The following is a 25,948-nucleotide window of genomic DNA, read 5'->3' as shown; positions in this document are numbered from 1 at the left end:
AGTAATCTTACCCGTTTTTTTTTTGACTTAAAAATTATTCTTTATCGTTTACTAAACCAAAAAGCAGTCCATTTTTAAATAATTTGGAATCTTGCTTCAACCCTTTTTTATTGCGTTTGGTAAGTGTTTCAGTATCTAAATTACTTAAATCTGGTTTTCCTGCATTTACCCATGCTGTATACCAAAAACTAGCTGTCGCAGTAATTGCTTTTTTCATTTGATTTTCAACCATACCATTCAATTCCTGATGAAATTTAGTAGCATAATCATCCGAATACACGACACCATTGTATTTGTTTTTTAAAATGTTTCCTGCACTATCAAGAACATACATTTTATTTTCTGGAGTGTTAGTTCTTAGTTTTTTATCAGCCGCTAATAAAGGAGCTACTAAGTTGTGTGTGTCAAAAATAATATCCCATGTAGCTTGGTCCACATTTTCAATATATTTACCTTCATCAGCATTTAGTTTATAATTCTTAACAAACAATTCAGGCAAACGGCTTTCCCATAACGAATGAATTCCTTTCTGATTGGTATTTTGACCATCATGATTGTCAGAAGTGTGCAAAGGCATGTGTGCATCTCCTATGTAATGACCAAGTTCTGCAGCAATAAATAGAATTTCGTTTTTTCTTTTCTCTTTGAAAGCAGTCGTCAATTTACCCATCATTTCCTGGATGTACCAAGGCAATGTTCCATTTTTTGATAAAAATTTTTCATCATATTTTTTCTTTGCAGCTTCCATTGTTCTGGGAAAACTATCAACGCTTCCAAAATTTTCCATGTCAAAATAATGGCGTGGTCCTTCAGCTTTATCATTCAAAATAAATTTTCTTAAATCTGGAACAGTCGATTCCTGAGTTATGAAATCGATATGATTATAAAAAAAAGTCTGTAATGGTTTTGGAAGCGCCATTACCGCGGCTCTATTGATTCTTTCATGGCCAACAACACCCCATGACAACAGCAAAAAAGCAATTCCAATTGTAAATAACCCAATAAGTGTAGGTCTAATTTTAAAATTTTTCATTATATTTATTTATTAGTACTGCAAATGTATTTTTTTTAAATATAATTCAATGAAATCTGGTTTAAGATTATGTTAATTTAAAGAAATTAATTAAAATGTTTCGTCACAAAGGAAAAAATAGAACTTTTATTCACAATTTGCGTTTAGCAACCTTGCTGTCTTTCGTGGCTGGAATTGTTAATATTACTGGAGTTTTGGCGGTAAAAACATTGACAACTAATGTCACAGGACACTTTGCCTATTTTGCTGAAGAATTGATGCTTAACAATTATTCAGCTGCAATAACTTTTTTTATTTTTACCATATTTTTCTTGATTGGTTCTTTTACTTCTAACTTTTTATCGGAATTAGTCTCAGGTCAATATCCCGATTTGTCTCATGTTGTACCCATTTCTTTAGAGATTTTAATTTTAACTGGCGTTGCATTTTTTGGAATTCCATCAGATATTTCTATTTTAGAAGGCAAAACAATCGCTTTTTTGATGCTTTTTGCCATGGGAATTCAAAATTCATTGGTTACAAAAATTTCACAATCAACAGTTCGAACAACACATTTAACAGGACTCTTTACTGATTTAGGGATTGAATTGTCCCAATTATTTTTTTATAAAAAAGAGGATGAAGTAACAAAATTGAAAACGAGCATTTATTTACGCTTTTCAATCATTTCTTTCTTTTTTATAGGTTGTGTTTCTGGAGGATTTATCTATCAAAAAATGGAATTAAAGACTCTTTTAATCGCTTCCTTTTTTCTTTTTGTAGCCCTTTTTTATGATTATATGAGACTTACGTATTTCTCCATCAAAAGAAAGAAATTCAATCATTAATATTCTTTAATGATACTTTCTAATTAAAATACATGATGGTTAATAATGTTCCTATTGCTATAAATATCCAAAGTAAAAGACCTTGAAATATCGGTTTTATTCCAACTGATTTCAAAATATTCCTATTCAAACCTGCTCCAATTAAAAACAAAGTTAGCGTGAGTCCAATTTTTGCAATTGAAACCAAAAATGGGGCAACTATAGCTGTTTTTGAAACATACGTATTCATAACCATTGCTAATATAAATAGTCCAATAAAATAAGGGATTTTGATGCTGCTGGATTTGTTTTTGAAAATAATAGATGTAAGTAAAGCTACCGGAATAATCCATAAGGCTCGGGCTAGTTTTACAGTTGTCGCTATTTGCAAAGCTTCTGGTCCAAATTCACTAGCCGCACCAACCACAGAACTTGTATCATGAATAGCAATGGCACACCATAATCCAAACTCTTTTGGTGATAAATCCAACCAGTGTCCTACAGTAGGAAATAAAAACAAAGCCACTGAATTTAAAATAAATATCACCCCTAAAGCAATGGAAGTTTGTTTTTCATCTGATTTAATTACCGGTGCAATAGCTGCAATCGCACTTCCACCACAAATTGCAGTTCCGCATGAAATCAAATGAGAAGTTTTCTTTTCAATTTTTAGCCATTTCCCTAGAAATGTTCCTAAAATTATAGTGCTAAAAATGGATGCAATGGTAAATATAAAACCTTCCTTACCTGCCGATAAAGCACTGTTGACATTCATTCCAAAACCTAAACCTACAACCGAAACTTGCAATAGAATATTAGTTGCTTTATGGTTGAGATGTAAAAAAGGATGACCGGAAAGATTGGCTACAATAAGCCCTAACAATAAAGCGATTGGTGGTGAAATAACAGAGGTCATGCAAAAAAACAGCAGTGCAACAAAAATAATTTGCTGCTGTATTGCATTTATTTTAAAAAATAGAGGCGCTTGTTTTAGAATTGCATTTTGATTAGGTTCCATTGTAAAATAATTGAATTATTACTTTACAAAGGTGAATAGATTAATCGGTATTCACCAATCGCAAAAAACAATCTGCTATAACTTTAAATTATAATAGCTTGATATGTTTTTTATAAATAATTCTGACATCCCATCTATCTTTCCTTGTAAAGTAATGATGTAAAAAAACCGTTCAATCACAAAATTATCAATATCAAGAATAACCAATTCGTTATTTTTAAGTTCTTTTTCTATAGCATGAATGGAAATAAAAGCAACACAATCAGAATTTATTAAATAGGATTTTATACTTTCAGGACTTCCTAACTGCATTTCAATTTTCAATTGCCAGAGATTAATTCCAAAAGGTTTTAGTGCATGTTCAATAACTTCAAGTGTTCCAGAACCCTGTTCTCGAGTTACAAATCGCAGCTTTTTCAAATCCTCTAAAGTAGCTCGTTCTTTGTTTCTTAAAGGATTGGTACTGTTACAGACCAGAACTAATTCATCTTTTAAAAACTCAGTATATTTGATAGATTGATTTTTAGATTGTCCCTCTACAATTCCTATTTCAATTTCTTTATTCAATAAAGCCTTTTCAATTTGCTCTGTATTTCCGTTTAACAGATTTACTTTTATATCCTGCAATTTTTGATGAAAGCGAGCCAAAAGAGGCGGAATTATATATTGAGAAATTGTTGTGCTGGCTCCTAATCGAAGCAATCCTTTTTGTTGATTGATCAATGCACTCATGTCAAAATCTATTTCTCTATAGACTTCAAATATATTTTTAGTGTGCTCAAGCAATACTTCCCCAGCATTGGTAAGTGAAATTTTAGAACCGTTTCTTTCAAAAAGTTTGATTTTATATTGTTCCTCTAACTCTTGGATATGCTTAGAAATGGCAGGTTGCGTAATGAATAATTCCGTTGCTGCTTTAGTAAAACTCAATCTATTGGCGACAGTAAAAAATACTTTTAATCTAAAATCCATGATTTATATTTTTATTAAATGGAATTTAAATTTACAACAATCCGTTATATTTTCTAACAAACCATTCGGTTGAAAGAAAAATCGAAATTAAAACGAGTAACCAAAACCAATCAATCAAAGGTGTTTTAGTCATAGTATTCTTTTGAACGGTTTTGTATTCTTCATTATCCAAAAGGGATTTCATTAAAACCTCAATTTGATCCGGAAAATAGGCTTTTCCTTGTGTTTGCGAAGCTAATTGTGTCAATTTCTCTACATCTGGGTTAACGAATTGTTTTTCGATGTCAAAATCCAGTATTTCAAAATGATTGGAATAGGTAGTTTTTGAATTTAATTCTTTCACCGAAAAATCATAATTCCCAGCCGTAAGTCCATCAAGATTGACTTGATAAGAATTATTGCTTTTTAATAAATCGAAATTTATAGTTTGTTTGGTTTTAGTATTAGTTACGGCAATTGTCAAACGAGCTTTCTCATCAAACTCATAGTTTTTATTGAAATATTGCGCAGAAATTTCAATTCCTTCTCCTGAATTATAAAAACTTTCATGGGTAACAACCAGTGATTTTTTTGAATTATTAGAAGCCAAAAACTGGATAATCTTATCTATAAATACATCAAACTTCTCAAAAGATTGATTATCGATATGACTTTGTAAACGCCATTTCCAACTATTCTCCCCTAAAAAATAAGCCGTTCTTTTGCCTTGAGTTTCAGCAAAAGCCAATAAAGGTGCATTAGTAGCAATGTTTCTTATTTTGGACGAAAGCAATACCGAAATGTTTCCATTGGGAGTTATATTTCCAAAAGAATTTTGCAAAGGAGGAAAATTTTCGAAACCAATATTATCAATTGCAAAGAGATTAAATTGAGAATTAAATTCCGCTAAATAATCTTCTTTTTGACCGCTCATTTTGAAAGACAAATTATTTTGTTGCTGATTTAAAAAATTGAAATCTGTATTGTTTCCGGTAATAATAAATGTATTAATTCCGGCTAATTTAGCTGTATCAAAAATAGATTTAAATTCAGTGGTGGGTTGGTATAAAATTAAAATAGTATAATCTTGTAATGATTTGATATAATTAGGTTTAAATAAAGTTACTTTACGTTGTGCATTCGTTTCGATTGCATGTTTCAAAGCACCAATGTCCGGATGATTTATAGCCGAAATAATAGCGATATTAGTTTTCTGGTCAATCACTTCTACAGCAAAATTCTTAGTATTATTATAGGTGTTTTTTTCTTTTTCTTTAGATGAAATCGTGGCTTTAAAAACTTGTAGTCCTACTTTATTAGCAGGTAAAAGTAGATTAACAACTGCCGTTTTTTTCGATGGAGAAAATGAAATTGATTGTTTATTAAAAACCATATTCCCTTGTGAAATAATAAAATCAGTAGTTACATTTTTGGTTCCTGAATAGCGCAAAAATGCCTCTACAGGAAACTTATTTTTGTAAAAAGCATATTTATTTACATTTAGTTGGTCTATTTTAAAATCTAAATAAGTGGTTGTGTCGCCTACAATTAATGGAAATACTTTATTAGCTGTATCAAAACCATAAACATAATCGTTGCCTGAAGTTTGATTTCCGTCAGTAATAATTACGGTTGGAAAAACTACATTTTTATAAATACTTTTCAGGTTTTTGGCGACAACATCGAGATTAGTTTGCGTTCCTTTAAAATCAAATTTTTCGGATTGTTGAAATTCACTATCAAATTGATACGATTGAATATCAAACTTTCCTCGCAAGGCTGCATTCGAAATCAATTTTTGATACAATTCTGATGCTTTTTTATTAGCATTCAAGAATGAAATAGAACTGGAATTATCAACAACAATTGGTAATGGTGTTTTTATAGTTTCCAGCGTATTATTAGTTATTATTGGATTAATCAATAATAAAAATATTCCAAAGATGGACATGAAACGCAAAAAAGCCAAAAGCAAATTGATTTTCGATTTACTTTTGACTTTATAAAAATATTGAAAAAATGACAAACCGCCAGCAATTACTATAGAAAGTAGTATCAATAGAACGGTAGCTGTTGTCATTCTTTGTTATTTTAAATGATGAAATTCAAATTCTTTCATCATTTATAATTTATAATAATTTAGGTAAGCATTCCACCACAAACATTCATGACTTGGCCAGTAACATAAGCACTCATATCTGATGCAAAGAAAAGACACGCATTAGCAACATCTTCAGTTGTTCCACCACGTTTCAACGGAATTCCGTCTCTCCATCCTTTCACAACATCTTCGTTTAATTTGGCTGTCATTTCGGTTTCTATAAATCCTGGCGCAATTACGTTACAACGAATATTACGAGAGCCTAATTCCAGAGCTACTGATTTTGAAAACCCAATTACTCCTGCTTTAGAAGCCGCATAATTAGTTTGACCCGCATTTCCCTTTACTCCTACTACTGAGCTCATGTTGATTATTGATCCGGAACGTTGTTTTAAGAAAGTTCTTTGAATCGCTTTAGTCATGTTAAAAACCGATTTCAAATTTACATCAATTACTTGATCGAAATCTCCTTCAGACATACGCATCAAAAGGTTGTCTTTAGTAATTCCTGCATTGTTTATTAGAATATCAACAGTTCCGAATTCAGCTAAAACTGCATCTACAAATGTTTGCGCTTCATTAAAATCGGCAGCATTTGATTGATATCCTTTGGCTTTAATTCCTAAAGCGTTCAATTCATTTTCAAGTGCCAAAGCAGACTCTACTGATGAACTATAAGTAAATGCAACATTTGCACCGTGTTTCGCAAAAACTTCTGCAATTCCTTTTCCAATTCCGCGGCTTGCGCCTGTAATTATGGCAACTTTTCCTTCTAGTAATTTCATGTTCTAAAATTAGTTATTTTTTTATTTGTAGCTATTCCTGCTATTCGTTTCAAATAGAAATCACTGAACACCAAAATAAATATTAAATTGGTAAATAATCATTTATGTTTAGATTGCTTCGTTCTTCGCAAAGACAAAAACATAAAAGGATTTCTCCCAAAACTTAGGGACTATCAGCGCTATTTTACACCCGTCAAATATAGCAATAATTGTGGTTTGAAAAAAAAAATGCAAATCCAATAACATTAAAACAGCTATAGTTTTATGTATTAATTATTTAAAAAATAAAATTAGGCTTATTTATTACTTTATACAATTAGATAAAGTAGCATTTAAAACTTAATTTTTAATAATCTTTGTACTATAAGTTCCTCTATCCGAGTTTATTTTTAAAAAATAATTTCCTGTCTTTAATTTAGAAACATCAATTTTTGAAACGGCTTGTGCATTTGGAACTGCAATAACTAACTGTCCCAAAATATCATAAACTGCCATTGACTGCACTTCTATCGATTTTTTCAAAGCAACATTCAAAATGTCGTTTACAGGATTTGGATACACTCTAAAATAATTAGCAAACTCAAAATCTGAAACGCCTAATGTTTTGAAAGTCGACGTAGCTTTATTAGTCAGAATCGGGAAATTATAATCGAAATAAATATTGGCTTCGTTTGCAAAAGAATCACCTGTAACAAGCGTAGGCAGCGTTTTGATTTTGAAAGCAATATAACCGTCATTCGTTGCATTATCAAAAGGCAAATTGATGTTTTCAAAAATAAATTCTACTTTATTTCCATCAGTTATTTTAGTTACAAAGTCATGACTGGCTTTGGTAGGAACTAAAGTTGAAATATCAAATTTGGTTAAATCGATCAAATCTTTCACCACAATATTTTGGGCAGGATAAGTTCCGGTATTTTCAAAACGAATTAAATAATGCACATATTCCCCTATCAAACTTGGAGTAATAACATCTCCTTCCAAACAAGTTTTATCATTAGGGTCAAAAGAACCAACCACACTTTGGCGCAAAGCCGAAGAATTGTCAACAGGCTTTTCATCGCCAGTAACTGGATTAATAAGCGCATTAAAACTCAAACGATCCCCAATATTTACTGCAGGAGTTTCCATTGGCGAGTTAACATTCAAAGTAACTGTAATTTCACGACTTTCAAAAGGTTTTAAATTGGTATAATCCCAAGTTAGTTTATCTGTAACTTGACTATTTACTGCTGGAATTGCTGATATATAATCTAAAACAGTATCATTAAAACTTAGGTTTACTGAACCAGATTGTATTTTCGTTCCTTTGTTTTTGTAAATGATTTTATAGGTAGCATCAAATCCGGGTCTCGCAGGGATTATTGGTAGAAAAGTAACTTCTAAATCTGGATGATTCCCATTTGGAGTGACACAGAAATATTGCAGAAATGGACTTGCTTGTGCTGGGAAAGTTACATTAACTGAAGTTGGTGAAATAGTAAAATAATTTGGATTTTCTATATTGGTAGTAATTGTATGAGTTCCTTCTCCAACAGGAATATTATAATCCCCAGAACTATTAGAAATTATATTTCCACTGTTTGTTCCATTACTGATCGAAAAATTTAAATTTGGATAACTTAAATCGGAAGTATCACAACCATTATTGTTGCTGTCTAAAATTGTTTTCCCTTTTATAGTATAAAATATTCCTCCAGGAGTAAAAGAGCAATAAGAATTTACAACACAATTTGTTTGATTGGAAGTTTTTATCAAAAAAGTAACAAATTCAACCTGACTCTCGTCAACACAAATAAATTTTAAATCTGGATTGTCCCCAAAAAGAAGTTGGCTATCTGAACTACCATTCTTTAAATTGATTGAAATTAATTTATTATGAGCGCAAAATAAATCATACATGTAAGTTACACTAGATAAATCTAAATTAGTTAATTGGTTGTTTTCACAATGCAAGATTAAAAGTTCACTGACACCAGTAAAATCTATATTTTCTATAAAATTATTACCACAATATAAATATGTAAGTCTTTTCAAAGGTCTTAAATCTAAATTTTTGAGTTGATTATTATTACATTTAAAATTGAAAAGATTTATCAAGCCATTAAAACTTATATCTGTAAGCATATTATCATTACATAGTAGCGCGCTCATTTTTACCAATCCATCTAAATTTAAGCTAGCAATTTTATTATTATCACAAACTATTGTTTCAAGATTAATGCAATCTGAAACATCTAGTTTTTGTAATTTGTTGTAATCACATTTAAGATAATTTAAACTGATGGCACCAGATAGGTTTAAACTAATTAATTGATTATTGTTGCATTTTAGATTTTCTAAATAACTTAATCCACTCAAATTCAAATTAATCAAATTACTATATTCGCAATTTAATGTTTTGAGTTTTTTCAATTCACTCACATTTAAATCTAATGATGGATTAGAATGACATTCAAGGACCTCTAAATTTTTAGAATTCAAAATACTTAAAGTTGTAATTTTATTACCAGAGCAATACAAGGCAGTTAAATCATTTAATCCTGATGTATCAAGTTTTGTTAATTCATTACCGAGACATTGTAATACTTTAAGATTTGTAAAATTTTCTATTCCATTTAAGTCAGAAATATTGAAGAAATTAAGATTTAATTCTACAACATTTAGCGCTTCGCTATATTGAATTTCACTGTCATTATTTATGTCAATTTTAATTTTTTGTCCATTTTTATCTTTAGCGATAAAACTATTGTCATAAGCTTCTAATAATTTATTTTTAAATTTAACGTCAGGAAAATTAATTACTTGAGCATTAACTCCTGTAATTAAAAATAATGTAAATAGTAAATAGTAGCTTTTTTTCATAAGAAAATATTGAGTTGGTAAATATAAGAAAATGAATATTAAAATAGATTGCTATTCAAGATTAGAAAGTTAATTAAAAGCGTAGATGTCAAATTTTTAAGTTTTAATGAAGTCTTTTACAATTATTTATAAAAATCAGAAAAGTATTATTATTCTGTTACCTATATTTGTCATCATAAAATGAAGGTTTGGGGCTTTTCATTTTAGAATATTAAATTATCAATTGCCCTAAGTCGATTAAATGAAAAGAAATTTTTTATTATTTTTAATACTGGTTAATTGCGCTGTCAATGCTCAATTAGTTATAGATAATACCACACAAACACCATTGCAATTAGTCCAAAATGTTGTTGTAGGACAAGGGATAAACGCTTCAAATATTAAATTTAATGGCTCTGCAGTTAGTGCAAATTCACTTAGTGATCAGGTAGGACTTTTTACTAACGGTACAACTACCAATATTGGGATTGATAAAGGAATAATTTTGAGTACGGGTAATTCTGCAATTGCCGTGGGACCAAATGACCGAGATTTAGCTACGTTACCCACTTCAAATCCTTTTGTAGGAGACAATGACTTAAAAATTCTTTCTAACAATCAATTGATTAAGAACGTTGCTATTCTCGAATTTGATTTTGTTCCAGTTGGAAATAAATTAAGTTTTAATTTTGTTTTTGCTTCAGAAGAGTATCCCGAATTTGTTAATGATTCTTATAATGATAATTTTGGTTTTTTCTTAAGTGGTCCAGGAATAACGGGGCCTTTTTCTGGTGGCGCCAAAAATATAGCTCTCATACCAAGTACTGTACTTCCTGTCTCCATAAACAATTTGAATAATGGAAATTCAAATACAGGACCTTGTGAATATTGTGCATACTATGTTAATAATGAAGGAGGTTCAACCATACAATATGATGGATTTACTAAGGTCCTAGCAGCAAATGCCAATGTAATTTGCGGTGAAACTTATCATATAAAGTTAGCCATTGCTAATGTTGGGGACAATAATTATGATTCGGCTGTATTTATAGAAGGTGCGAGTTTTAGTTCTCCTGCAATTAATTTAGGACCTGACCTGAAAATATGCAGTGCTTCAAACCATGTATTAAATTCAGGATTAAATGGTAGCGAAATTCATGAATGGCGCTTCAACGGCAATGTAATTCCCGGAGAATTTGGGCCACAAATTACTGTTAATCAGTCCGGCTTATATTCTGTTCAAGCTTTTCCTTTTGGGGCAACTTGTCCCGTTAATGATGAAATAAAAATTTAATTCAGCACCATTGCGACTCCCTATCTTTATTGTGGTGCAAAAACCGCTAATTCGATCACCTTTGATTGGCTGGCCCTAGGAACAGCAACATTTTCTGTTTCGTATCAAATAGGAAATAACCCTATTGTGGATGTTGGATATCTTGGTAGTGTTTATACCTATACAGTTCCAAATGTTCCGTCTGGTGAAACTGTTGTGATAACAGTTACTCCAACAGGCACGCCGGCAGATTGCTTTGGACCAAATTCAATATCCTGCGTGCTTGACGCTTGCTTAATAAGTCCCACATTAAGTGTTACTCAAGGAGCAAGTTCACAACAAATTTGTGAAAATGAAACTATTTCAGATATAATTTTTACAATTGATGGAGGTGCAACAACTGCTGCATTAACCTTAGGTAGTTTACCCACAGGTGTAACAACTAGTTTAGTTGGAAATCAATTTACTATTAAGGGAATTGCAACTAATACAGGTATATTTAATTATACTATTTCTACTTCTGGAGGTTGCGGGACAAACGCAAGTATAAGCGGAATAATTACTGTAAACTCAATAACAACTCCAACATTTGCTGCGGTTCCTTCTATTTGTGAAGGAGAGTTTCTTGCTGCACTTCCTTTACAATCTAATAACGGCATCATAGGAACTTGGTCTCCAGCTTTAAACAACATTACAACAACTGAATATACTTTTACACCAAATTCTGGACAGTGTGCTACAAAAACCAAATTAATAATTACAGTAAATCCAGTTACAATCCCATCATTTACTACTGTGACTCCTATTTGTGAAGGAACAGTTTTAGCTCCCTTGCCAATAAAATCAAACAACAATATTATAGGTTCTTGGTCTCCAGCTTTAAACAACATTACAACAACTGAATATACATTTACCCCAAATTCAGGACAGTGTGCTACAAAAACCAAATTGATAATTACAGTAAATTCAGGTACAATTCCATCATTTACCGCTGTAGCTCCTATTTGTGAAGGAACTGTTTTAGCTCCCTTGCCAATAAAATCAAACAACAATATTATAGGTTCTTGGTCTCCAGCTTTAAACAACATTACAACAACTGAATATATTTTTACACCAAATTCAGGACAGTGTGCTACAACAACCAAATTGACAATTACAGTAAATCCAGTTACAATTCCATCATTTACTGCTGTAAATCCTATTTGTGCAGGAACAGTTTTATCTCCGTTACCAATAAAATCAAACAACAATATTATAGGAACTTGGTCGCCCGCTATAAATAACGTTGCAACAACTGAATATACATTTACCCCAAATTCAGGTCAATGTGCTACAACAACCAAATTGACAATTACAGTAAATCCAATAATAATTCCAACATTCACTGTCATTGCTCCTATTTGTGCAGGAACAGTTTTATCTCCCTTGCCAATAAAATCAAACAACAACATTGAAGGAACTTGGTCGCCCGCTTTAAATAAAGTTGCTACAACAGAATATACATTTACCCCAAATATAGGACAATGTGCCAATTCATATAAATTGACAATTACAGTAAATCCAATAATAATTCCAACATTCACTGTCATTGCTCCTATTTGTGAAGGAACATTATTACTTCCTTTACCAATAATATCTAACAACAACATTACAGGTTCTTGGTCGCCAGCTTTAAACAACGTTACAACAACTGAATATACATTTACTCCAGATTCAGGACAATGCGCGAATTCATTTAAATTGACAATTACAGTAAATCCAAAGCCAATTCCTTTATTGAATAACGGAATAATTTGCATCGACAAAAACACAAATACAATAATTCAATCCTATATTTTAGATTCAAAATTAAATGCAGCGAACTACAATTTCGATTGGTTTTTGAATGGAAATAAAATTAGTAATGCCATTGGAAATACTTTAGAAGCAACAGAAAAAGGGATTTATGCAGTTATTGCCACAAATAAAATTACAAATTGCTCATCTACCCTAGTTCAAGCAACGGTTACAGAAATTTTTTCAAACTCAACTACTATTGAAATAAAACAGACGAATGCTTTTAGCAATGCTGCAACGGTAACAATTTCAATTGTACAAGGAATAGGAAAATACGAATATCAATTGGATCAAGGCCAATTTCAATCATCTAATATTTTCTCTGATGTGCCTGCGGGAACTCACATAATAAATGTTATAGATACTAATGGTTGCACTGATTTAAGCCAAGAAATTACGATTGTAGGTTATCAAAAATTCTTTACGCCAAACGGAGATGGACATAACGATACTTGGAACATTATTGGCTTCAACAGGCAATCTAATGCGATAATATATATTTTTGACCGTTATGGAAAACTATTGAAACAAATTAATTCCAATGATTTCGGTTGGGACGGAACCTATAATGGATATCAAATGCCTGCCACTGATTATTGGTTCAAAGTCATTTATGTTGAAGATGGAATCAATAAAGAATTCAAATCTCATTTTTCATTGAAAAGATAATATTTGTTATTTGGAGCACAACATTTCGTTTTTATTCAAGTTCCCTCCTGCTTTCCACAGTATCTTTTGTGTCGAAAAAACCTCCACAAAAGGATACTTGTTTCAATCAGGGCTAAAGAGTGCTTTTTTGATTTCACAACGTAAAAAAAACAGGTTGAATTCACTAAAAAGTTTAAATTCTCAAATCTCTATTTTTTTATAAACTTCACGCTTGAAGTTCCTTTATCCGTATTCATTTTCAAGAAGTAGTTTCCGGTTGTTATTTTAGAAAGATCTATTTTAGAAACCATTTGAGCATTTGGAACCGCGATAATCAGTTGCCCCAAAACATCATAAACAGCCATTGATTTTACTTGAATAACGTTTTTTGTTCAATATTTAAAATGTCGTTTACAGGATTCGGATACACACTAAAATAATCAGCAAATTCAAAATCTTGAGTTCCCAATGTTTTAAAAGTTGATGTTGCTTTATTAGTCAGAATTGGGAAATTATAATCAAAATAAATATTGGCTTCATTTGCAAAGGAATCTCCTACTACAAGAGTAGGCAAAGTTTTGATTTTGAAAGCGATATAACCGTCATTTGTTGCATTATCAAAAGAGAGATTGATGTTTTCAAAGATAAATTCCACTTTATTACCATCAGAAATTTTGGTAACAAAGTCATGACTGGCTTTGGTGGGAACTAATGTCGAAATATCAAATTTGGTCAAATCAATCAAATCTTTTACTACAATATTTTGTGCAGGATACGTTCCTGTATTTTCAAAACGAATTAAATAATGTACATATTCCCCAATCAAATCCGGAGTAATAACATCTCCTTCGAGGCAGGTTTTATCATTAGGGTCAAATGAACCCACGACACTTTGGCGCAAAGCCGATGAATTGTCGACCGGTTTTTCATCCCCAGTCATTGGATTAATAAGCGCATTAAAACTCAAACGATCTCCAATATTCACTGAAGTAATTTCCATAGGAGAATTTACATTTAGAGTTACAGTTATTGTACGTATTTCAAATGGCAATAAATTGCTGTAATCCCAACTAAGTTTGTCTGTAATTTGATTATTAATAACAGGAACAGCCGAAACATAATCTAAAATGGCATCATCAAAACTTAAAGTAACCGCACCTGATTGTGTCATGTTCCCTTTATTTTTATAAATAATTTTATAAGTTGCATCAAAACCGGGTCTTGCGGGAATCGTGGGTAAAACATTTATTTCCAAATCGTTATGAACACCATTTGGAGTAATACAAAAATCTTGTGCAAAAGGACTACTTTGTGTTGGAAAAGTAACATTTACAGAGGTTGGAGAAACTGTAAAATAAGTAGGATTTTCTAAAATTGGAGTTATAGCATAAGAACCGTCTTTAACACCAATTATAAAATTTCCAGAAGTATTCGAAATTATTTCTTTTTTATTTATTCCGTCAAAAATGCTGAACTTTTGATTAGATAAAGATGCATCTGAACCATCACATCCATTATTGTTTAAATCATTTTTTTGATTTCCTCGAATGGTATAAAAAGCCCCACCAGGATTGAATGAACAATAAGAATTTACGACACAATTGTTATATCCTAAAGAAATGACACCCTTTTGTAACCACCCTAATTCTGTTTCATCAGCACAGATGAATTCAAGATTTGGATTTTCATTGAATTGAATACTTGATTCTTCTTTACCATTTTTTACAAAAAGAGAAATTAATTGATTTCCCCAACAATTTAAAGTTGTAAGCTTTACCGAATCATTTGTATTTAGAGAAGTAAGATTGTTTTTTCCGCAGTTTAGTTCAACTAGATTATATAAATCACTTAAATCTAATGATGTGAGTATGTTATAAGAACAATCGATATGTTTAAGATTGATCAATCCACTAATATTTAATGAATTTAATTGATTATTGCTACAAATCAAATCTTTCATACTCATTAATCCTCTAATGTCTAATGATGTTATTTTATTATTGTTACAATACAAAGTTTCAAGATTTGTAAAACTCAAAATACCTGTCAAATCAACTATTGTGGAACCGACAACATTCAAATAACTAATTTGTAAGGCTTCACTAGTTTGTATTTCTCCATCTTTATTTGCATCAACTTCAAAATAAACACCACTTAAATTTTTAGCAACATATAAATATTGACCTTCTCCGGATAGGATTAGTTTTTCTTTAAAAGTTCCATCTGGAATATTGATAATTTGTGCATTGATCATTTTAAAAACCAATAAAGCGATAACTAAAAAGTAGATTTTTCTCATCTAAATAAATTTATTGTTTGATAAACTTCACACTCGAAGTTCCTTTATTTGTATTCATTTTTAAGAAATAATTTCCAATAGTCAGTTTAGAAACATCAATTTTAGAAACAGTCTGAGCATCTGGAACAGCAATAATCAATTGGCCCAAAATATCATAAACAGCCATTGATTTTACTTGAATAACGTTTTTTATTCCAATATTTAAAATGTCGTTTACAGGATTCGGATACACACTAAAATAATCACCAAATTCAAAATCTTGAGTTTCCAATGTTTTAAAAGTTGATGTTGCTTTATTAGTCAGAATTGGGAAATTATAATCAAAATAAATATTGGCTTCATTTGCAAAGGAATCACCTACAACAAGCGTAGGTAAAGTTTTGATTTTAAAAGCGATATGACCGTCATTTGTCGCATTATTAAAGGAGAGATTGATGTTTTCAAAGATGAATTCCACTTTATTACCATCAGAAATTTTGGTAACAAAGTCATGACTGGCTTTGGTTGGAACTAATGTCGAAATATCAAATTTGGTCAAATCAATCAAATCTTTTACTACAATATTTTGAGCAGCATACGTTCCTGTATTTTCAAAACGAATTAAATAATGTACATATTCCCCAATCAAATCTGGAGTAATAACATCTCCTTCTAAACACGTTTTATCATTAGGGTCAAATGAACCCACGACACTTTGACGCAAAGCCGATGAATTGTCGACCGGTTTTTCATCCCCAGTCACCGGATTGATTAACGCATTAAAACTCAAACGATCTCCAATATTCACTGAAGGAATTTCCATAGGAGAATTTACATTTAGAGTTACAGTTATTGTACGTGTTTCAAATGGCAATAAATTGCTGTAATCCCAACTGATTTTATCTGTAATTTGTCTATTCACATTTGGCACAGCCGAAACATAATCTAAAACGGCATCATTAAAAGTTAAAGCTACTGAACCCGATTGACTTGTATTCCCCTTGTTTTTATATATAATTTTATAGGTTGCATCAAAACCTGGTCTTGCGGGAATCGTGGGTAAAACATTTATTTCCAAATCGTTATGAACACCATTTGGAGTAATACAAAAATCTTGTGCAAAAGGACTACTTTGTGTTGGAAAAGTAACATTTACTGAAGAAGGGGAAATATTGAAATATGATGCATTTTCTAAAACTGGAGTAATCGTATGCGTTCCATCCTGAACGGGAATAGAATAATTACCCATTGCATTAGAAATAATATTCCCCTTATTTGTTCCATTAGTAATAGAAAAATTTAAATTGGGGAAAATAATGTCATTTACATCACATCCATTATTGTCAATGTCAACCTTACTTATTCCTTTTATTAAATAGAATTCCCCCCCGGGAGTGAATGTGCAGTAAGTATTAACTTCACAATTGCTGTAACCTAATTGATTAATTAAACCCTTAACATAATCTAAATTGTTTGTATCTACACAAATGTATTTTAAGTTTGGATTATTGTAAAACCAAAAAGAATCGAATAGAACACTTGTTTTTGCAATTATTGAAATTAGTTGATTGTCAAAACACATCAAATGCGTAAGATTTTTGGAACTGCTAAAGTCTAAAGTGCTAATTTTATTCTGAAAACATTGTACATAAGTAAGTTCTTTTAAATTTTCACAGTTTAATGATGTTAAATTATTTCCTTCACATCTTAAATGCGTCAAACTTGATGAATTAGTTAAATTTAATGTAGTAAGCTTATTTGTATAACAATCAAGGAATCTAAGTTTTGATAAACCACTTATATTTAATTCTGAAATTTGATTTTCAGAACAAATTAATTGTTCTAGGTTTGTAGAGCTACTGACATCTAATGAAGCAAGTTTACTTCTTCCGCAATCCAACCATAAAAGATTAGGTAAACCACTTACATTTAATAATTCAAGCTCATTTTGATGTAAATTAAGATTTTTAAGATTTTTCAAACTACTAACATCAAGTGATTTGATGTAATTTGTACTTAGATCTAAAGATTCAAGATGTATCAATCCGTCTAAATTAATTGAGGAAAGTGAATTATAATAACAATCTAATGACTTGATATTTTTAAAATTTAAAATACCTTCCAAATTTAAAATACTATAGTTCACAAGATTTAGTAAACTTACTTGAGAAGCTTCTTCAACTTGAATTTCTCCATCATTATTAGCATCAATTTTAAAAAAGTTACCACTTAAGTTTTTGGCTGTATCATTATTTATATCTGCTCGAAGTAATTTATTTTTAAAATTAACGTCAGGAATATTGATAATTTGTGCATTGATCACTTTAAAGACCAATAAAGCAATTACTAAAAAGTATATTTTCATTAGATAAAATAAATTTATTGTTTGATAAACTTCACACTCGAAGTTCCTTTATTTGTATTCATTTTTAAGAAATAATTTCCAATAGTCAGTTTAGAAACATCAATTTTAGAAACAGTCTGCGCATTTGGAACAGCAATAATCAATTGGCCCAAAACATCATAAATAGCCATTGATTTTACTTCAATAGCGTTTTTTGTTCCAATGTTCAAAATGTCAATCACAGGATTTGGATACACACTAAAATAATCAGCAAACTCAAAATCTGGAGTTCCCAATGTTTTAAAAGTGGATGTTGCTTTATTAGTCAGAATTGGGAAATTATAATCAAAATAGATATTGGCTTCATTAGCAAAAGAATCTCCTACAACAAGTGTAGGCAGCGTTTTGATTTTGAAAGCTATATAACCATCATTTGTCGCATTATCAAAAGGTAGATTGATATTTTCAAAAATGAATTCTACTTTATTACCAGATATTTTAGTAACGAAGTCATGACTGGCTTTTGTTGGAACTAATGTCGAAATATCAAATTTGGACAAATCAATCAAATCTTTCACTACAATATTTTGAGCAGCATACGTTCCAGTATTTTCAAAACGAATCAAATAATTTACGTATTCCCCAATCAAACTTGGAGTGATAACATCGCCTTCTAAACACGTTTTATCATTAGGATCAAAAGAACCAACAACACTTTGGCGCAACGCCGAAGAATTGTCAACTGGTTTTTCGTCACCAGTAACTGGGTTAATTAAGGCATTAAAACTCAAACGATCCCCAATATTTACTGCAGGAGTTTCCATAGGAGAATTTACGTTTAGAGTAACGGTTATTTCACGAGTTTCAAAAGGTTGTAAATTGACATAATCCCAAGTTAGTTTGTCTAAAATTTGATTATTAATCAACGGTACAGCCGAAACAAAATCTAAAACAGCATCATTAAACGTTAAAGAAACATTACCTGAAAGCGTTGTATTGCCTTTATTTTTGAAAGCAATTTTATATGTTGCATCAAAACCCGGTCTGGCAGGAATTCTTGGTATAATAGTAACTGCAACATCTTGATGATTTCCTTTTGGAGTAATACAAAAATCTTGAGTAAACGGACTTGCTTGAAGTGGGAAAGTAATATTTATTAATGAAGGTGAAACATTGAAATAAGTAGGATTTTCTAAAATTGGAGTGATTGTATAAGTTCCCTCTTGAACTGGAATATAATAATTACCCGATATATTTGAAATCACATTGCCTTTGAGCGTTCCATCTGAAATCGAAAAATTTAAATTTGGGAAAATAATATCACTTACATCACAACCATTATTATTACTGTCTAAAACGCTTTTCCCTCGTATTGCAAAGAAATTGCCTCCAGGATTGAAAGAGCAATAGGAATTAACTGCACAATTTTTATAACCTAAATATCCTATTTGTGTTTCAATAGTGCTAATTTCATTTTCATCACAACAGATATATTGCAGATTTGGATTACCGTCCAATATCATTATATAATTTTCTTTCAATCCATTTTTCATATAGATTGTTGAAAAATTATTGTTTCTAAAATCTAGTAATCCATCAAAATCATTGACCCAATTTTCACCTATATGATTAAGATCAATTGATGTTAATAGATTGTTATAGGCTTCTATTTGAACTAATTTTCCTAACCCCGCAAAATTTAATTCGCCTAATTTATTGTTTGCACAAGTCAATCGTTCCAAATTAATTAAATTAGAAATATTTAAAGACAATAAAATATTGGAATCTAATCCTAATTCAGTTAACAAAATGTTTTTTGATAAATCAATTGACGAAATCTGATTACTATTACAAAATAATTCTTTTAACTTTGTTAAAGAAGATAAATTTATATTTGTTAATTGATTATTCCCGCAACTTAAAAAAACTAACCCATTAAACCCAGTAAGTTGAATACTATTTAAATTATTAAATGTACAATCCAAATGCTCAAGATTTAATAAAGAACTCAAATTAAGATTTGTTAAGAGGTTATTGCTACAATTAATATATTTTAAATTTTTAAGTGTAATAAAATTAAGATCATTAATTCTATTATATTGACAATACAAAACCTTAAGGTTTAAGAAATCATTAATTCCAATCAAATTTAAGATATAAGTATAATCAAAGTTGGGTTTATTGATATTTAACTCATAAATATTTAATGCTTCACTAACTTCAATTTCTCCATTATTATTTACGTCTATCTTGATTTTATTTCCACTAAGATCTTTTGCAATGTCATTATTTACATTTGAAGATAACAATCTGGCCTTAAAATTAGCGTCCGTAAAATTAATAACCTGAGCATTCATTCCATTAAAAAACAATATTCCAATAAGTAAAAAGTAGATTTTTTTCATTTAAATTCATTTAGAATGTAAATATAAGAAAAGGAATATTTAAAAAAATTTTCTTACAAAAAAAAGCCTTACCGAAGTAAAGCTTTTTGGCATAATTATATTTATCAACTTAATTTTTTATAAGCTTCATACATGAAGTTCCTTTATTTGTGTTCATTTTTAAGAAATAGTTTCCCGTTGTTAGTTTAGAAACATCAATTTTAGAAACGGTTTGTGCATTTGGAACTACAATTACTATTTGCCCTAAAATATCATAAATAGCCATTGATTGCACTTCAATATGATTTTTTATTTCAATGTTTAGAATATCATTAATAGGATTTGGATATACACTAAAATGATCAACAAACTCAAAATCTTGAGTTCCCAATGTTTTAAAAGTGGATGTTGCTTTATTAGTCAGAATTGGGAAATTATAATCAAAATAGATATTAGCTTCATTTGCAAAAGAATCACCTACTACAAGTGTTGGAAAAGTTTTAATTTTAAAAGCTATATAACCGTCATTAGTCGCATTTTCAAAAGGAAGATTGATATTTTCGAAAATAAATTCGACCTTATTACCATTCGATATTTTTGTGGTAAACTCATGACTGGCTTTGGTTGGAACTAATGTTGAAATATCAAATTTGGTTAAATCAATCAAATCTTTCACTACAATATTTTGCGCAGGATACGTTCCTGTGTTTTCAAATCGGATTAGATAATTCACGTATTCCCCAATCAAACTTGGAGTAATAACATCTCCTTCCAAGCAAGTTTTATCATTTGAATTATTAGAACTTGTTACTTTTTGGCTTAAAATCTTAGTATTATCATTTATTGTTTCGTCCTTTTTTAATGAATTGATTGTTGCCGTATAATTAAGAATATCTCCATTATTTACTGCGGGTAATTCTAAGGGTGAATTTAAATTGAATACAATCGAGATTTCTCTACTTTCAAGCGGTGCTAAATTAGAAAAAGCCCACGATAAATTGTTTGCAGTATAATTTGAAACTGAAGGAATTGTTGAAGTTAAATCTAAAACAGCATCATTAAATACAAGATTAACAGTCCCAGATTGCATATTAGTTCCCTTATTTTTATAAACTATTTTGTATTTTGCATCTAACCCTGATTTTGCTTCATCTAATGCAATAAAGGTAATTTCTAAATCGTCATGTGAGCCAACAGATGCAATACAAAAATCTTGAGAAAACGAAGTGATTTCTCCAGTACAATCAATATTTATTGCAGATGGAGAAATCGTAAAATATTCTGGATTTTCTATTAGTGGCGTTATTGTATAAAATCCTTGTTGAACGTTAAGAGCATATTTACCTGTTTCATTAGCAATAAAATCCTCTGCTAGATCACCATTATATATATTAAATTTAATGTTAGCTGCTTTTAAATCCGATGCATCGCAACCATTATTGTTACTATCTATATGGATATTACCCCCTATTTTATAATTATTTCCACCGGGACTAAAGGAGCAATAATTGCCTACAACACAATTCACATAATTATAGCTTGAAATTTTTTGGGAAATAAAATCTATTTCTGTTTCATCTCCACAAATGTAATTGAGTTTTGGACAGTTAGAAAAATTTCTACCGTCCAAATGTAAATCGGCTACTTGTTTTTCATAAAAAGTGAGTCCCTCAAAACTTCCATTCTTAAGATTGATTGATTCTAAATTTGGGCAACCTGAAACATTTATGCCTGTTAATGTTTTTAAATTACTTACATCAAGAGTGTTTATAGAGGTGTAACCGCACCATAAATTTTGAAGATTTGGCACTTTAGAAAAATCAAAAGATTTTATTGGGTTATTACCACCATATAGTGAAATTAAATTCAATGAACCAGAAAGATCTATAGTTGTGATTTGATTGTTCCAAATTCCTAAATATCTAAGATTGTTCAATCCAGTAATATCTAAAGTCGACAAAAGATTTTCTGCACAAAAAAAACTGGTGATATTTATTAAACCATTGAGATCTAAAGCTGTAATATTATTAGTATTACAATTTAAACTTTCTAAATTATTTAAATGGGCAATATTTAAACTTGCTAATTTATTAGCAAAACAATCAATATAAATTAAATTAACAATTGTTGTTAAATCTAAACCAACAAGTTTATTTTCTTGACATTCAATATATTTAAGATTGGCAAGACCCGCCAATTTCAAACTTATTAAAAGGTTTTCTTTACAATTTAAAGAGGTAAGTTTTTTTAATTTGGTTACATCTAAATCCGATAATTGATTAACTCTGCAATCTAAACTTTCCAGATTAATTAATTTACTTATGTCTAATTTTGTTAATACATTATTACCACATTCCAAAATGACAAGATTTGTGAAGTATTCGATACCAGATAAATTAGTAATTCCAGAATTAGAAAGGTCTAAATTTACAACATTCAAAGCTTCATTTACCTGTATTTCGCCATCGTAATTTGCGTCAATTTTAATTGGAATTCCAGTAATTGTTTCGGCAATAAAATGAGAGGAATCGGCTTGTAACAATTTTGTTTTAAATTTAGAATCAGGAATACTAACTATTGGTTCTGATGCATCACAATCATTAGACAAAACACAGTTTGTATAATTTAGATCCTCAACTAAAATCTTAACGCTACTGCGTTGAAACTCATCTAAACAGATATAACTCAAATTCGGATTGCCATTGATGTCATTTAAATTTTCATTACTCCCATTTTTAATGAATAACGAAAATAAATTATTGTCTTGACACCATAAATCTGTAAGACTTATTAAGTCTCTTAAATCTAAACTTGTTAATATATTCAATCCACAATCTAAAGTTTTGAGTTTTGTTAATCCTGTCAGATTTAATTTTGATATTTTATTGTCATTACATATTAGCGATTCAAGATTACTCAATCCGATAAGATTTAAAGATGTTATTAAATTACTTTTACAATCAACAGAATTAAGATTAGCCAATCCATTAATATTTAAAGATGTAATTAAATTACCCTTACAATCAATAGAATTAATGTTAACTAAAGTTGATAAATTTAAATAAGTAATAGTATTATATGAACAATCCAATGTTTTCAAATTGACAAAATATTGAATCCCATCTAGATCAGAAATATATGAAATCTCTGAAATATCAGAAATAGTTGATCCATTAAGATTTAACTCGCTAACCTGTAATGCTTCAGAATTATCAATTTCATTGTCATTATTTGAATCAATTTTAAAATAAGCACCCTGTAAATTTTTAGCAACAACATTAGCAGAATTCGCATCTAATAATTTTAATTTAAAATTACTATCCGGGATTGTTATATTTTGTGCATTTATTGAAGTAAATAAGAATAAAGTCAATGCTAAAAAGTAGATTTTTTTCATTTATATAAAATTAAGTGGGTAAATGTATATAAATGAACATTCAACAAAGTTTACTTACGAATAACAGTATGTTACCAAATGATTAATTTTTTTAATTTTATATTACTTGAATAAAAAAAAATAAAACAATATGCTTCAATATAAAATAAGATTTATGTTTTTATTTTTGAATACTTTGAAAATATGGACGTGATATTATAATTGGCAATACTTATGAAATAGGATTTGATTTTTCATAAAAAAAGCCTTACCGAAGTAAAGCTTTTGAATTGTATGTTTTTAAATTGCCTTAGAAAGCTACATTCCATTTTGGTAATCTTCCATTTTCGTCAAGAAAATTTTGTAAAACTTGCCCCTCTACGAATGTTGGTATTGCTTTAGTTGTATCATTGAATGTTTCATACCAAACTACTTCAATAGTACTAATATCTTCGATTTTCATTTGTGCTGGCCAAGAATATTTCCTTCCTGTTTTTGCAAATTGGTGTCCTTCTACAATTTTATCTTTTAAACCACCATTTTTAATTTTCAAAGTTCCATTATTTTGAACAGTTCCAGTTGAACCAACCATAATTAGTTCTTTTTCATCACCTACTGAATACACTAAAAATACTCCAGATCCTTCTGAAGCGTTGCATACTTCTTCTAGACTATCGTCTGTAGTAAATGAAAACTGATTGGTAATTTTGAATTTTTTTAACTCTTTGTACATATTATTTTATTTTTATATGAATTGGCTTCTGCAAAAAAATACCCCACAAAATCGTGAGGCCCATTAGAAACCATTCGTTTATGTTTGCTCTTATTAGTATTACATCTTAAAAAACAGATCAATTTAATAAAGTGCAAAGATATTTCTTTAATTCAATTTATAATAAAAAAGCCCCACAAATTGTGAGGCTTTTAAAATATTAAATTCTTGATTAGATTAACCTAAAACTTCTTTTACTTTTTTACCAATTTCAGCTGGAGAATCCACAACGTGAATTCCACATTCTCTCATGATTTGTTTTTTAGCTTCAGCGGTATCGTCAGATCCACCAACAATAGCACCTGCATGTCCCATTGTACGTCCTGGAGGAGCAGTAACTCCTGCAATGAAACCTACAACTGGTTTACGGTTACCATCAGCTTTAATCCAGTGAGCAGCATCAGCTTCTAATTGTCCACCAATTTCACCTATCATTACGATACATTCTGTTTCTGGATCATTCATCAATAATTCAACCGCTTCTTTTGTAGTAGTTCCAATGATTGGATCTCCACCAATACCAATTGCAGTAGTGATTCCTAATCCTTGTTTTACAACTTGGTCAGCTGCTTCGTATGTTAAAGTTCCTGATTTAGAAACAATTCCAACTGTTCCCTTTTTGAAAACAAAACCTGGCATAATACCAACTTTAGCTTCACCCGGAGTAATAATTCCAGGACAGTTTGGACCTATTAATCTTGCGTTTCTTTCTTTAACATAACTATTTGCTTTTATCATGTCAGCAACAGGAATTCCTTCAGTAATTGCAATAATTACTTTAATTCCAGCATCTGCAGCTTCCATAATTGCATCAGCAGCAAAAGCCGGTGGTACAAAAATGATAGTTGTATCAGCACCCGCTTGTTCTACAGCATCTTTTACAGTATTGAAAACTGGTCTGTCTAAGTGAGTTGTCCCACCTTTTCCTGGAGTTACACCACCAACAACGTTAGTACCGTACTCAATCATTTGAGAAGCATGGAAAGTCCCTTCACTTCCTGTAAATCCTTGAACAATTATTTTGGAATCTTTATTAACTAAAACACTCATGATATATATTTTATGTAGTTTTTAAAATTGTGATGCAAAAGTAAGGTTTTGTAAATTATTTTGATGCCTTTTTTTATCAAAATGTATTAGTATAATTGACTCATTTGATAGCCTCTAAACAATTTATTATCCTTTATTTGCCAAATTGTTATAAAATGCGCCAATAGCATTTCTTCTCTTGGATTTTCTATCGTTTTTACAAAATGAGAATAACGAACTGAAATTAAATCATTTTCTGCAATAATGTGACTTATTCTCACTTTAGATCGAACATAAGCTTTACTTAAATCATTTGCTAAACTAAGTAGTGAATCATAATTATGTTGTATGAATCCCTTACTGCTATTCCATTCAACAACTATCTCAGGATGCAAAAAATCTCTCATAACTTCACTGTCAATTAGTGCATCCGATTTATAAAATTTCTGAACAATTTCTTTGGCAGACAT

At 30.2% G+C, this 25,948-nt stretch carries 17 protein-coding genes; 3 read left to right on the top strand and 14 right to left on the bottom strand.

Annotation, left to right across the window (positions count from 1 at the left end; genetic code table 11):
• Positions 1-34: 34 nt before the first annotated feature.
• Positions 35-1,033, bottom strand: a complete 999-nt coding sequence (locus tag T410_RS12750; protein ID WP_035672331.1) for a zinc dependent phospholipase C family protein — start codon at positions 1,031-1,033, stop codon at positions 35-37.
• Positions 1,034-1,128: 95 nt separating this feature from the next.
• On the opposite strand from T410_RS12750, the gene T410_RS12745 reads away from it, so the two are divergent.
• Positions 1,129-1,860 (top strand): YoaK family protein, encoded by a 732-nt coding sequence (locus T410_RS12745; protein WP_035672328.1) that lies wholly within the window; start codon positions 1,129-1,131, stop codon positions 1,858-1,860.
• 19 nt (positions 1,861-1,879) lie between these two features.
• Here T410_RS12745 and T410_RS12740 read toward each other — a convergent pair whose 3' ends face one another.
• From T410_RS12740 to T410_RS12720, 5 genes are all read right to left on the bottom strand, one after another.
• Positions 1,880-2,857, bottom strand: coding sequence for a YeiH family protein (locus T410_RS12740; protein ID WP_035672326.1), 978 nt, complete (start codon positions 2,855-2,857; stop codon positions 1,880-1,882).
• Positions 2,858-2,932: 75 nt separating this feature from the next.
• Complete coding sequence (locus tag T410_RS12735) at positions 2,933-3,829, bottom strand: LysR family transcriptional regulator (RefSeq protein WP_035672325.1); 897 nt, start codon at positions 3,827-3,829, stop codon at positions 2,933-2,935.
• Between the two features lie 31 nt (positions 3,830-3,860).
• Positions 3,861-5,888, bottom strand: coding sequence for a hypothetical protein (locus T410_RS12730; RefSeq protein WP_035672323.1), 2,028 nt, complete (start codon positions 5,886-5,888; stop codon positions 3,861-3,863).
• Between the two features lie 59 nt (positions 5,889-5,947).
• Entirely contained in the window at positions 5,948-6,694 is a 747-nt protein-coding gene (fabG, locus tag T410_RS12725) for a 3-oxoacyl-[acyl-carrier-protein] reductase (protein ID WP_035672321.1), read from the bottom strand.
• 339 nt (positions 6,695-7,033) lie between these two features.
• Positions 7,034-9,559 carry a T9SS type A sorting domain-containing protein gene (locus T410_RS12720; protein WP_035672318.1) on the bottom strand — a complete coding sequence of 842 codons (2,526 nt, stop codon included), beginning with the start codon at positions 9,557-9,559 and terminating at the stop codon, positions 7,034-7,036.
• A 241-nt stretch (positions 9,560-9,800) separates the two neighbouring features.
• Here T410_RS12720 and T410_RS12715 point away from each other — a divergent pair, with 241 nt between their 5' ends.
• Positions 9,801-10,832, top strand: a complete 1,032-nt coding sequence (locus T410_RS12715) for a choice-of-anchor L domain-containing protein (RefSeq protein WP_051929417.1) — start codon at positions 9,801-9,803, stop codon at positions 10,830-10,832.
• Positions 10,833-10,958: 126 nt separating this feature from the next.
• Positions 10,959-13,316, top strand: a complete 2,358-nt coding sequence (locus T410_RS17115; RefSeq protein ID WP_051929416.1) for a T9SS type B sorting domain-containing protein — start codon at positions 10,959-10,961, stop codon at positions 13,314-13,316.
• Between the two features lie 188 nt (positions 13,317-13,504).
• Here T410_RS17115 and T410_RS17250 read toward each other — a convergent pair whose 3' ends face one another.
• From T410_RS17250 to T410_RS12675, 8 genes are all read right to left on the bottom strand, one after another.
• On the bottom strand, positions 13,505-13,660 hold the full coding sequence (locus tag T410_RS17250) for a T9SS type A sorting domain-containing protein (protein ID WP_238567378.1): 156 nt from the start codon (positions 13,658-13,660) through the stop codon (positions 13,505-13,507).
• A 5-nt stretch (positions 13,661-13,665) separates the two neighbouring features.
• Positions 13,666-15,594 (bottom strand): T9SS C-terminal target domain-containing protein, encoded by a 1,929-nt coding sequence (locus T410_RS12705; protein WP_238567377.1) that lies wholly within the window; start codon positions 15,592-15,594, stop codon positions 13,666-13,668.
• Between the two features lie 10 nt (positions 15,595-15,604).
• On the bottom strand, positions 15,605-17,938 hold the full coding sequence (locus tag T410_RS12700; protein ID WP_035672315.1) for a T9SS type A sorting domain-containing protein: 2,334 nt from the start codon (positions 17,936-17,938) through the stop codon (positions 15,605-15,607).
• A gap of 14 nt (positions 17,939-17,952) precedes the next feature.
• Positions 17,953-20,322 carry a T9SS type A sorting domain-containing protein gene (locus T410_RS12695; RefSeq protein WP_035672312.1) on the bottom strand — a complete coding sequence of 790 codons (2,370 nt, stop codon included), beginning with the start codon at positions 20,320-20,322 and terminating at the stop codon, positions 17,953-17,955.
• Positions 20,323-20,431: 109 nt separating this feature from the next.
• Entirely contained in the window at positions 20,432-23,698 is a 3,267-nt protein-coding gene (locus tag T410_RS12690; RefSeq protein ID WP_081897840.1) for a T9SS type A sorting domain-containing protein, read from the bottom strand.
• A gap of 289 nt (positions 23,699-23,987) precedes the next feature.
• Positions 23,988-24,410, bottom strand: coding sequence for a hypothetical protein (locus T410_RS12685; protein WP_035672310.1), 423 nt, complete (start codon positions 24,408-24,410; stop codon positions 23,988-23,990).
• 216 nt (positions 24,411-24,626) lie between these two features.
• Positions 24,627-25,499 (bottom strand): succinate--CoA ligase subunit alpha, encoded by an 873-nt coding sequence (sucD, locus tag T410_RS12680; RefSeq protein WP_035672307.1) that lies wholly within the window; start codon positions 25,497-25,499, stop codon positions 24,627-24,629.
• Between the two features lie 86 nt (positions 25,500-25,585).
• The gene (locus T410_RS12675; protein WP_035672304.1) at positions 25,586-25,948 is read right to left on the bottom strand and encodes a nuclear transport factor 2 family protein; all 363 of its coding nucleotides are present in this window, start codon (positions 25,946-25,948) and stop codon (positions 25,586-25,588) included.

Source organism: Flavobacterium sp. 83 (assembly GCF_000744835.1).
Taxonomy (GTDB): domain Bacteria; phylum Bacteroidota; class Bacteroidia; order Flavobacteriales; family Flavobacteriaceae; genus Flavobacterium.
Note: the sequence above shows the minus strand (reverse complement) of the source record. Positions and strands in the feature narration are given on the sequence as shown.